The 12577-nt window shown below is 50.4% G+C and carries 5 protein-coding genes and 2 pseudogenes; all 7 read right to left on the bottom strand.

The features are described from left to right. Positions 1-235: 235 nt before the first annotated feature. Positions 236-2179 (bottom strand): glycoside hydrolase family 97 protein, encoded by a 1944-nt coding sequence (locus B5F71_RS07655; RefSeq protein ID WP_087208910.1) that lies wholly within the window; start codon positions 2177-2179, stop codon positions 236-238. A gap of 269 nt (positions 2180-2448) precedes the next feature. Then, positions 2449-4905, bottom strand: coding sequence for a beta-galactosidase GalA (gene galA, locus B5F71_RS07650; RefSeq protein ID WP_241148573.1), 2457 nt, complete (start codon positions 4903-4905; stop codon positions 2449-2451). Between the two features lie 2 nt (positions 4906-4907). Beyond that, a pseudogene (locus B5F71_RS20995) lies at positions 4908-6224 on the bottom strand (glycoside hydrolase family 43 protein); the annotation flags it as partial. 60 nt (positions 6225-6284) lie between these two features. Next, a pseudogene (locus tag B5F71_RS20750) lies at positions 6285-7808 on the bottom strand (glycoside hydrolase family 43 protein); the annotation flags it as partial. Between the two features lie 110 nt (positions 7809-7918). Continuing rightward, positions 7919-9370 (bottom strand): cellulase family glycosylhydrolase, encoded by a 1452-nt coding sequence (locus B5F71_RS07640; RefSeq protein WP_087208906.1) that lies wholly within the window; start codon positions 9368-9370, stop codon positions 7919-7921. A 19-nt stretch (positions 9371-9389) separates the two neighbouring features. Then, on the bottom strand, positions 9390-10904 hold the full coding sequence (locus B5F71_RS07635) for a glycan-binding surface protein (protein ID WP_087208904.1): 1515 nt from the start codon (positions 10902-10904) through the stop codon (positions 9390-9392). Between the two features lie 12 nt (positions 10905-10916). Continuing rightward, the gene (locus B5F71_RS07630; protein ID WP_087208902.1) at positions 10917-12563 is read right to left on the bottom strand and encodes a RagB/SusD family nutrient uptake outer membrane protein; all 1647 of its coding nucleotides are present in this window, start codon (positions 12561-12563) and stop codon (positions 10917-10919) included. Between the last annotated feature and the right edge of the window lie 14 nt (positions 12564-12577).

The raw sequence follows: 12577 nt of genomic DNA, 5'->3' as shown, positions 1-12577 counted from the left end.
AAAATATTTTTTATAACTTGCCACTGTTTTTCAGTCAGGTCGGTTGGATACTGTGTCATAACTTTATTGTTTGGTACCTTTAAAGATATAACATTTTTCCAATTGACCGGCTGATTTGAGATCTGAAGATGCTTATAACATTATTCTTGAATCAATTCAAAACAGTTTCTTATAATTATATTTTTTTCAGATTCATTGTCGTTTGATTTAGGTGATTCGCTCTTGCGGGAGACTGTCATTTCACCAGCACTGTCCCGCCTTCGGGCTGGATGGTCACTTTCACTCCGGACGGTTTCTTTATCCTTGTCTTTCCCGTCTGAAGGGTGCGGTCTTTCGTGTCCGAATAGTACGACACTTCGTCCCCTTCGCTGAGCATAGGAAGGTTCAAGGTCAGCTTCAAGGGTTCTTTCCCGGCATTGATTCCGGCGATGTACCAGCGGTTACCGTGGCGGCGGGCCAGTACGCAGAACTTGCCGGGATAGCCGTCGATGAACACAGTCTCGTCCCATGTGGTAGGCACTTCTTTCAGGAGGTCCAGTGCGGGACGGGGAGCGTCGGTCAGGTTGTTCGGTGTGATGGCGAAGTTCTGTATCGGATTCTGGAAGAGGACAGCTGTAGCGAGCTGGAATGCATCGGTGGTCTTTCTGATTGCGCCTCCGTCGTTCGTGCGGTTGTACCGCTTGTTCAGGATGCTGCCACCGAACTCCATGCAGCCTACCGTGTTGCGGATGAACGGGTGCAGGCAGGCATTGAACGCTTCCATATCGTCATAATGCTGGCTGAACATGAAGTTTTCCGAGGCGAGCACCGCTTCGCTGCCCACATAGTTGGGGTACATGCGCTCCCATCCGCGGGGAAGTGTACATCCGTGGAAAATGACCATCAGCCCGTAGTCGTCCGCATCGCTCAGAATGGCTTCGTAGAGGCGCATCGTCTCCTGCTTGTCTCCTCCGAAGAAGTCTACTTTGATGCCCTTCACGCCTATCTTCTTCATCCATTTCATTTCCTTCTTGCGCTCGATGGGGTTGTCCATTCGGTTGGTCGGTCCCTGCACGATGTCGTTCCAGTAGCCGCTCGAGCTGTACCAGAGGAACAGGTCGACGTTCTTAGAGCGTGCGTAGGAGACGAGCCGCTCGATTCCGTCCTTGCCGATGTTCGTGTCCCACCAGTTGTCGACCAGTGTGTACTTGAAACCCATCTCCGAGGCAAGGTCGACAAATTTCACCTGGTCGTCGTAGTTGATGCTCGCGTCCTGCCATACCAGCCAGCTCCATGTGCCCTTGCCGTACCGGTAGACGTGTTCCGAAGCGTAGCGCGGCTCCACCACGTCCCAGGGGACGGTGGTCTCGACTATCGGCTTGAGGTTGTCGCCGACCGTGATTGTCCTCCACGGGGTCGAGCCCGGCAGGGCAAGGCCGGGGGCGACGGTTCCGTTCCCGTTGTTCTCCTCCGGCATGGGGAAGGCGACGGTGAACAGGCCTTCCGGCGTGGCGTCGCTCAGGTGCGAGGCGCAATACCTTGAGTCTACACCGGTTTCGCTCACCAATGCCCATCCGTCATCGCCGATGCGGAACAGGCCGGGGAAGGTAAACCCTTCGCCGAACTGGGAGCGGGTGGTGAGGGGAGCGTCCGTGATGTATTCTTCTTCGTAGCTCGGTTTGGTACGCTTCCATCCTATCATCGGCTTGCTCTGGGGGGTAAGGAACACGGTGGTGTGCGACGGGAAGTCGAATCCCGTGGCCTCACGCTTGATGACGATGCTGCCCGTCTCGCCGTAGCGCGGCATCTCGTAGCGGAAGGCGATGTCGTTGTCGCTCACTCGGAAAATCACGTCCACCGGCTTCTTCTCCGCGTTTTCGAGGGTCACCGTCAGTTCGTTGGCACGGTATGCGACCTCCGAACGCTTGATGCGGTCCAGCCGGTAGTTCTCCTCGACGGTACGGGACTTCTGTCCGGCGTAGGTCATCTCCCGGCTGAAGTCGCCGACGTTCGAGACGAAGCCGAGGGGGGAGTTCTCGAGGATAGTTTTCCCCCGGTAGGTCACTGAATAGAACGGATTGCCGTCCGTCACTGATATGTCCACTTTAAGCAGGTTGTCCGGTCCGGAAACCGTGGCCTGTTGCGCCCAGAGGGATGCGCCCCCCAGCGCGAGCACGAATAATGCGATTTGTCTTTTCATGGTGAAAGTTTTGTATGGTTTTGTTGATGAATGCAATCGTTCGTTTTTTTTCGTTATAAAATAATGAATCTTCCGGTCGTGCGCAAGTCCGGCACGGCTGTCCTGACCTCTGACAGCTCCAATCCTGCAGGATAAGCACCGTCCCCGCCGGGGGTAACACTTATCCTGACGTTTTGATACTTTCCCGCCCGGGGACAGTACTTATCCTGTAGGATTAGTGTTGTCCTCGGGCGGTATCGGCTTTTTTCCTGACGTTTTGCTACTTTTCCCTACCGCGCGCACGTTATTTCGCGGGTGGAGGCTCCGATGCCTTCCCCCTCCACGGTCAGCGTAGCCGTTCCGGTTCCGCCGTCGCTCTGGAGGAGAATCTGCGCCAAGCCGTTGAACGTCTTCACATGGTAGGTGCGGGCGTTGCGGTCCGTCGGACGCTCGTCCTCCTTGTAGGCCGGGTCTCCGTTGCCCACGCCGAGTATGCGTACCGGGCCGTCCACCGTCAGCTTGAGCGGAACGCAGGCGGCCGGGGTGAAGTTCCGCTTCCCGTCCTGAAGTTCTACGCGGACGACCGCCACGTCACGGTTATCCGCGCATATCGTGTCACGGTCCGCGTCCAGCAGGATGCGCCGCGGCGCTCCGGCGGTGCGCACGGTGCGGACCAGCAGGCGTTTTCCGTTCCGATAGCCGACGGCCTTCACCGTCCCGGGCCGGTAGACCGTCTCCCACGACAGATAGCCGTTCTCCGGCATCGGCTTGCGTCCCAGTTTCTTTCCGTTGACTATGAGTTCCACCTCGTCACAGTTGCTGTACGCCCATACGCTCACGCTGTCCCCTTCGTGTCCTTCCAGATTCCAGTGGGGGAAAATGTGCAGCACGGGCTCGTCCGTCCACCACGCCTTCAGGTACCATGCCTCATCCTTCGGGAATCCGCAGTAGTCGAAGATTCCCTTGTGCGAGCCGGTCTGCGGATATCCGATGGGGTTCGGCTCGCCGCGGAAGTCGAATCCTATCCAGTAGAACAGTCCTCCGAGCCAGGGACGTTCGTCGTAGAACCTCCATCCCCGTCCGATGCGGTTCAGCGTTCCGTCCTTTTCGTCAGGGGTGCGGTTGAGTGTGGCTATGTGTCCCTCCTTCGTGTTGTCGTAATAGATTCCCCTCGTTCCGCATCCGGAGATTTCCTCTGTGCCGATACCGATGCGTTTGGGGTATTCCGTCCGGTATTTGTCTATCGGGTTCTGGAGGATGTAGTTGTAGCCCGCCACGTCCGCGGGTATCAGCACGGACGGACCTCCGGCGGAAGCCACGGTCATGAGCCGCGACGGGTCGAAGCGGTGGCAGTATGCACGCATGGAGGCGACGACACGCTCTCCCTGTCCGCTCCATTCCATCCCCCATTCCTCGTTGCCCACGCTCCATAGGATGATGCTCGGATGGTTCCGGTCCCGTTCTATCATGCGTTTCAGCAGGCGGACATGTTCCTCGTTGACCCCGGTCAGGCGGTTTTCTTCGATGACCAGGATGCCCAGACTGTCACATGCGTCCAGCAGTTCCGGAGTCATGGGATTGTGCGAAGAGCGGTAGGCGTTGCATCCGAATTCCTTGAGACGTTTCAGACGGAAAGTCTGCAGCGCGTCGGGAACTGCGGTCCCGGTTCCGGCGTGGTCCTGGTGCATGTTCACTCCTTTCAGCTTCAGGGATTTCCCGTTCAGCAGGAATCCCCGGTCCGCGTCGAAACGGATGTCACGTATTCCGGTGGTGGTCATGTAGGTGTCCACGAGCTTTCCGTCACGTAATACTTCTGTGCGCACCTTGTAGAGGTAGGGCGTGTCCACGCTCCACAATCTTGGATTGTCTACAGTCAGTTCAGTGGAGATTGTCTGCATGGTTTTCGGTGCCAGCGGACTTCCCTCCTGTTCGTAACTCTTCACTTCCCTGCCTTCCCTGTCAAGCAGCGTGTGGCGCAGACGGTAGGAGGGAACCGTCTCCGTGCCGGAATTCTCCATTGTCGTCTCTATGGTGAGCGTTGCCCGGTCATACGGCTCTTTGAGCGTACTGCGGACGAATGTGCCGAATGGGGCCACATGGAGCGTAGATGTCTTGTTCAGCCAGACATGGCGGTAGATTCCCGCCCCTTCGTAGAACCATCCCTCTTCCATGGTTGCGTCCGCACGGACGGTAATCAGGTTCTCTCCTCCGTAGTTCAGGTATTCGGAGATGTCATACACCTGAGTGGCATATCCGCTGGGTTCTCCGCCCAGATAGAATCCGTTCACCCAGACGCGGGAGTCGCGGAAGATGCCGTCGAACTGCAGGTAGATGTGCCTGCCTTTATCCGTCTCCGGGATAGCTATAGTCTTGCGGTACCATCCCACGCTCGTCTCGGGATATTTGTGCCCGACGGTCTTGTAGCCGTGGCTGTGGCTGGCATCTTTGGAATAGGGCATATCCACCACCCAATCGTGCGGGACATCCACGCGCTTCCAACCCGAAGCGTCGAATTTCGGTGAGTATGGTCCCGTGTTGTGTACGGATGCGGCTTTGGTGAGGTAGTTGAAGGCTTCCGTTCCGCACCCGAAGTCCTTTTCGGGCGATGCGGCGTTCCCGAAGGCGAATTGCCAGTCCTCGTCAAGCCGGATCCGTTCGCGCTGTGCCCGGATGATGGTGCTGTGTCCCAGCATACAGAACAGGACGGCTGCGGCCAGAATGCGGGTAGTCAGTTTCTTGTGACTCATGCTCATTTGAATGTCCAGTATTTGAATTCGATTTGTTTTCCCTTCAATATGAAGAACAGGTCGGCTGTTCCTTTTATCTTTGCCGAAGGCTTGCATTCCAGAACCTGCATCTCCGTATTGTTTATATTGACGGAGGCGAGGAGTTCGCCTTCCGGAGTACTGCGGCGTACTTCGATCGTTCCCTGTCCGCAGGCTTTCACCTGCAGCGCGGAAGGAGCTTTCCCGAACTTTACTCCTCTTACACACAGAATGCCTGTTTCGCCGGAGACGGTCGCCGCCAGCATCTCGCCGGGCTCTTCCCCCTGTACGAACCGGATTTTCTGAGTGGCTGCAACGGTGGATGCCTGCTGGATGGTGAACGGATTCATGGGCTGTATCTGTTCCACGCCTTTCAGTGTCTGGTTCCCCATGTGGATGTCGAGGTTCTTTTCGTCCACCTTGATTTCATCTACACAAATGTTGCGGAACCCTCCGTCCGTATTGTAACTGTGCTGCAGACTCATCGTGTGGTAGAAAATGTACCATTTCCCTCGGTATTTTTCCAGATGGGTGTGGTTGTTGCTGAAATCGAAGCCGTATTCTCCCGGGTTTTTCAGGTAATTGTGACGGTATTCCCAGCTGCAGCTGTCAAGCGGGTTCTTGCTGGTCATGTATGTCATGCAGCAGGTGGTCGGCTTTTCGGTCGGGAAAGGCCAGTCGCTGTAGTCCTGCCAGTCGGTATTGTATGTATATACATAAGTCCCGTTGATGAAGTTCAGTTCATTTGCCTCAAAATGATGGGGAGCATAGATGGGTACTATCGGGCTGTCAATGCTTGTCATGTCTTTTCCTAACCGCATGATGCGTGCGCATGACCCGCCTACGGCCAACCATCCGATACCTTTGTCGTCAATGACGGCTCCGGGGTCGAAAGGAACCCTACAGTCACCCAACTCGGGATTGTTCCCGTCGATGAGGCTTTTGTCGAGCGGGCTGGACCACGGACCGACAGGAGAAGTGGAGGTCAGTACGGCAGTGCCTACTCCACTGTTGGAAAAATAGAGGTAAAAATGTGTCTTTCCGTCTTTTTCTTTCCGTTTGACGATGGACGGAGCCCATGATGCCACAATCCATGGCGCGATGCTGTCTGTCTTGATCAGACCGTGATAAGTCCAATTCACCATGTCGTCCGTTGACATCATGACCAGTGTTTTGATGTGTTCATACGTGTTTCTGCCGTCACGTCCCACTGCTTCATATTGTTGCTGGTCGTTTGTGCCGTAGACGTACAGTCGTCCGTCGTGGACGATTGCTGTCGGATCGGCGGTAAACATGAAATCCAATATCGGGTTCGCGTCTTTTGAAGTCAGTTTTGGAGAAACTTCCGGAACGACAGGCATGTATTTGAAATTGTCAAAGTCCGCATATCCTTGCCCTTCGGCGAAAAGTCCCAGATAGACACCGGTGAACCCTCCGTTGGTCTCAGTGCTCAAATAACGGGTATTCATACGTCCTGCTTCAGTGTAATGTGTGCCGTCTGTAGAATAAGCCAGGGTGTATGTGGCCGCATCTCCTTTGATTCTCAAATAAATGAAATCATCAGGCACCTGGCAGATATCCTTTTCGTAGCAGAGTTCGCTCAGGCGGTAGCGCAGCTTCAGCTTGTTCTCGGAAACGAACAGGTCATAGTGGGCGGAAGGACAAAGGTAGACAGTCATTCCGGCGTTTCCGTTTCCTCTTGCCTGCATTCTTGTGGTGGCCTGGAAATCGATGTCTTCCTGTCTGCGTCCCACGAATGTTGGTGAACAGCCGTAGTCATCCAGTTTTTTTTCGCTTCCTTTTATGCGGAGGAATCCGTTTTTCTCCGTGAGCGAATAGTTTTTTTTGTCTGGGATGCCAATCCAGTTCCATTCCGCTCCTAACTGCGGATTGTTGAAATCCCAGTCCGGACTGTTTTTGACGGTGGTTTGGGGAAGTGTCTTGACATCTTTCATATCCAGATTGATGGTACCGTCTCCGTTTACGACAGGCCATCCGTCTTCATTCCATGCGACGGGAGCCAGAAATGTTTCGCGTCCCAGCACGTGGTGCTGTCCGTTTTGCGTGCGGAAACCGAGGCATACCAGCCACCAGGAACCGTCGTGTGCCTGCACCATATCGGCATGGCCGACTCCCTGTATCGGATTGTTTTCTGCGTTCTGGTTGATGTGGGTCAGAATCGGATTGGCAGGATTGCTCTCATACGGGCCTCCGATGTTCCGGCTGCGGGCGATGGTCACCTTGTGCCCGTATTCTGTTCCGCCTTCGCTTATCATCAGGTAATACCATCCGTCGCGTTTGTAGATGTGCGGTCCTTCGGGGAAACGTCCTCCTGTGCCTCCCCATATACGCTTCGATTCGGAAAGCTGCTCTCCTGTCTTCGGGTTGATTTCGCAGAGCCAGATGGCACCATCGGGATTGCTCACCAGATAGCAGCGGCCGTTTTCGAAATAGAGTGAAGGGTCGATGCCTCCCTGTCTGATCCAGACAGGGTCCGACCATTCTCCATACGGGTTATCGGTATATACCAGAAAGTTTCCCCTGTCTGAAGTGTTGGTTGTAATCATATAGAAAGTACCGTCATTGTAGCGGATAGTGGGTGCGTAGATGCCGCCCCACATGTTTCCTCCTTTGATTTTCAGTTGGGATTCCCGGTTCAGCACGTGCCCGATCTGTTCCCAGTTCACGAGGTCCCTGCTGTGGAAAAGAGGAACTCCCGGAAAATATTCGAACGAGCTGTTCACAAGATAGTAGTCTTCTCCTGCCTTGCAGATGCTCGGATCGGGATGACATCCGGGAATGACCGGATTTTTATATCCTTGTGCAAGGCTATTTCCTGTTGTCAGGAACAATAGTGTGATCAGATAGAATGCCAGTTTCTTCATGTTTCTTGGTCTTGTTTTCGGTGAATAGACAAAGGCACATCGGCACACAGCCTGCGAGACAGTAGTTTGAAGGCCTATGTGTCTTTGTGCCTTTGAGTTTAAGATTTATCTCAGTATGGATATTGTCCTCTTTCCGCTCCTTCTTTCAGCTGGTTGTACACAGTCGGCAGCAGTATCGTTCCGGTACTGCGGTCAAACAGCCCTCCATTTTGTATATCCCATAAGAAAGGAGCCAGTCCGTTGTTCTTGGCTTGTTCTGTAACATAGCCTGTGAAGTAGCCTTGTGACTCATGACAAATCTCTTGAAGTGAATCGACTGGGTGTGTGCGGTACATGGAGCAGTATTCTCCCAATACGAGAGGTATCCCTTTGTCCACAAATTTCTTTTTCATCTTGTCGAACTGTTTACATACGTGCTCTTCCTGCCATCCTTCGTCGATGGGTCCGTATTGGGCGTACGGCTTTCCCCAGAAATAAGTGCTGGTCTCCTCTTCTTCATTCAGACAGAAATTGAACGGGTCGTAATAGTGTACTTCCACGATTGTACGTGCTGAGACAGTATCTTCCGGCAATTCCATCCACATGTCCGTTCTGTTGATGTCGGTCCGCGGGCCTTGGATGACAAGATTGCGGTAAAGGTTGTTCCCACCTGTTCTTCTGACGGCATGCACAAACGCCTGTTCGTATCTGTTGAGGACTGCCATGTCTTCACGGCTTTCTACCACAGGCTCGTTAGCTCCCGCGAAAAGCAATCGTCCGTCGTAGTCTCTGAATGTGGTGGCTATCTGTGTCCATAATTTATATACTTTTGCTTCCACTCTTGCAATGGCATCGGAGGTCATCATGGAAGCATCGCAGGAACCTTCCATCCATCCTCCGTCCCAGTGGATGTTTATGATAGTGTACATGTCTGCATTCATGCAGTAGTCCACCACTTCCTTGACCCTGTTCATCCAGTCTGGTTTGATGGTTATGCCGTCAGCTTCCAGATACTGGTTCCATGAGCAGGGGACACGGATGGCATTGAAGCCCCATGCTTTCATTTGGTCAATTATAGCTTGGGTCGTATGAGGGGCTCCCCAGGCTTCCTCTCCGCCTGTAGCTTCCAGCGTGTTCCCCAGATTGATACCCATCTGGATGGACTTGATGGTTTCGATGGCATCCTTTTCCATTCCCACAGGGTAAGTCTCCGCATTCTTTGAGGTCTGAGTGACTGTGTACTGACGGATATTTCCGCCTGCGTTCATGGTTATGGTTGCTGTACGTCCCGCATCAGTTGTATTCCTTTCTACCGCGATTTTAATGTATTGTTCGTCAGTCGGGTCGCCTGATACATTTGACAAGGTACACCAGGGTTGGTCGCTTGACAGGCTCCATCCCGTATTGGAGGAAAGCTTCGCCATGACGAAAGTCTGTCCGTAGCCGAACGTGATGCTTGTCGATTCTTGTCCGTCAATGCTGAGCGAGAAAACCGCTCCGTCCACTTTGTCGTCCTTGCAGGACTGTAGTCCAAGGACCATTGTCATAAGGAGCAGAAAAAGGTATGTTGTTTTCGTTTTCATATATTTTCAGTTTATATGGTTAATCTTCTTCTTGTTTGATGGGAATAATCCGGATATTGTCTACATATATTTCTACATTTGTGGCTTTAGTGAGGCCGGGATAATTAATATAGAAATTCAATTCGTCACTTATCTTGTTGTTCAGGAACTCACCCCAGGTCTTTTCTTCTACAAGCTTTGTTAACGGAATGCAACATTGCATCCATTTCCCGGTTTCACTTTCTTCTGTAAAACTGTTGATGGGTACATAGTTTTCTAATGTAAAATATGGATCACCCCCCGTATCAGTGCCGTTGGGATGTCCCATTGAAATTTGGATGACTGGGCCATCCATGGGTAATTCCAGATAACATTCAAATTGGAGTTCCAGTTCAGAAATCTGGGTGTATGATGGAATAACATCGGTTGAAGGCCATTTTGCTGTATTGATGAACTGTTTCCACCAAAATAGGTTGCTGGAGTCAATCGTACCTTTTGCTCCTATGCAATTGCCGGTTGAAACATATGGCGGATTTATTCCGTCTGCTACAAACGGAGGATCAGTTCCCCAGCTGAAGCTACCGATTCCATCATAATCTATTATTACATTTTCTATTGGATAGAATATTTCTTCCATCTCAGTCGTTCCGCCTATTGATGTGATGGTAATATGACCGGAATGTGTAGGTGCTTGTGGCATGATAAACGTAAGTTCATCGAAACTTTCAGAAACTGTTACATCCTCTCCCGGAACTTCAAATTCTCCGTTTATGTTGATGTTTGAAACTTCTATGAAGTTTTGGCCAGTTATTGTTACTTCACTTCCGACTACCGGCATTATAGAACTGATATTTGTAATTATAGGTTTGGGCCCGTTCGGTTTAAACTCTATGCTTGCATCGTCTGTGTAGCAATCTAAAATAATCCATCCATCTTGAGTCATTTGGTCTCCCACTGCAAATGTAAGCTCCTCAAAATCGCTATTGATTTGATAGTCCGTTATTTCTTGAGTCACATTAACAGAGTCTGTCGTGTAATAAAGATGCTGTATCTCATAAAAATTAGCACCGATCAGAGTGATGGAATCACCAGGCTGTAGTGGGTAGGTGGCGGCAATTCGGGTTATACTCGGTCCTGGTGAAAGCACATGTAGCGGAAACACGGCAGTTCCATGATTTGTAACGATACGCAATTCGGCCGGTAGTTCCGGATTGGGACCGGATAGTTTAAAATCCTCATCGTATGGGACTGAAATAATCAGACTTGTAGGGGTTGAATATGTAGAATTAAAACTGATTTCTTGTCCATTGATATAGACTTCCATAACACCGCTTAAATTTTCTCCGATAACTGCAATCATTGTTCCCGGATTTACATCCGTAAATGTACTGTCTGCTAATGCAGGATCAGTGAGTCGGATATATTTGATGACAGGCGTTCCGTTTCCATCTCCTTCATTATTTTTACAGGAAGTGGTGGTAAACGCAAAGAATATGGTCAACAATAGTAGGCTTGACCATCCATTTTGGATTATTGTATGAATTATTTTTTTCATAATCTTTTTAGTTTATTCGTTAAAAGTATAAGGAACCGGTTCTTCTCTCAACAATGGATTCTGGATAACGTCAGATTCCGGATAGGGAAGGAATATATCATTATCTGTGATGTTAATTTCTACAGTTGGAGCTGTCCAATGGTCTGGTCCTTCTTGAAAATTACCTTCTGAATCTCGGTTTCCGAAATGTAAATATCCTTGTTTGTCTTTTATAGTGACATCTGCTCTATATCCTCGTTTCTGATTGTTGAAATAGGATAACATTTTTTGAGGTTGCCAGCAATACCATGACACCATATCATACCAATTGCTGAATTCCGCACAATGCTCTATTCTCCGTTCTTTGATGATGTCATCAAATGTAATGGAAGATTTTCTCCAACTCCCTTTTCCGTTAAATCCTCTGTAGCGTACTTTGTTGAAATATTCCAGTCCCGGTCCTGAACTCAAGGACTCGTTGTTACCTAAACAAGCTTCCGCATAGGTCAAGTATACATCTGCCAGGCGCAGGATATAGGTGTTGAGGGGTGAGTTCATGGCAGCTACATAACCGTCGTTGTCATCATCCGGTCCTCCCGGTACTCCTTTTTTTATAGGCGTTCCGGTTCCTGTATAGGTATACCCTCCGTCTGCCATACAAATATATGGATAATAGGACCCGTTGGTGAAAAACGTTGCGTTTCGACGTAAAGTATCTGCCAGTTCATATTGTTCGAGCATGTCTATACCGCCATAAAAGCCTGACCAGGCATTTACTCCTCCTACTACTTCTGGAGAAAAAGCGAGTTCAGACAATAAAGTGTTACAAACTCCCCATTCTCCCAGCGGTACCCATTGCATGGCAAGCAATGATTCTTCGTTGTTGTTGAATTTGTATTTGAACAGGTCTTCATAGTTGGGGAGGAGCTCCAGTCCGCTGTTGTCGCAGACATCTGCGGCGTATTGTCTGGCGAGTTCCAGATCCCCTTCATCGCGTTGTCCTCCTTTCTTCCAGCCGGAACGTGCCAGATAGACTTTTGCCAGCATTCCTTCAGCACCCCAACGGGTTGCTCTTCCTTGTTGGCTTGCTGTTTCTGGAAGATTTTCAGAAGCGTAAGTCAAGTCATTTATAATGAATTGGAATACGTCCTCTTCGCGGTTTAACGGAAGTACGGGATTATCTACAATTTTTTGGTTATCTTCTATAATGATGACAGGTCCCCATGCTCTAACCATATAGAAATAAGCACAAGCTCTCATCAGGCGTGATTCAGCGATAGCTTTTACTTTTGCCTCTTCACTTACATCTGCTGTACATTTAGTATTGACATCATTAATAGTTTGATTAGCCATTGTAATTACACTGTAAAATGATTTCCATGCATTCGCCAAATCCTCGCTTAGTGCAGTCACTTGGAATGTTGTAAATTCGGGGAAAGCCCATGGACTATAAAAATCATTGGCGCGTGTGCTGCCTAAATACATAATGGGTCTACTGTTGTAGTCGAACCATGCTCGATTATATAATGGAGCTGTCGCCGCTTCAAGTGCTTCGTCTGAAGCATAGAAATTGTCGGCGGTATATGAACTCTCAGGAGTTCTATCTAGAAAGCTGTCTTTGCATCCGGACAAATAAATGCCTACGAATACAAGCAGTGTTGATAATATTTTGTTTTTCATTGTTATGCGTTTTT

The sequence above is a fragment of the Bacteroides sp. An269 genome (genome assembly GCF_002159755.1).
GTDB lineage: Bacteria > Bacteroidota > Bacteroidia > Bacteroidales > Bacteroidaceae > Phocaeicola > Phocaeicola intestinalis.
Note: the sequence above shows the minus strand (reverse complement) of the source record. Positions and strands in the feature narration are given on the sequence as shown.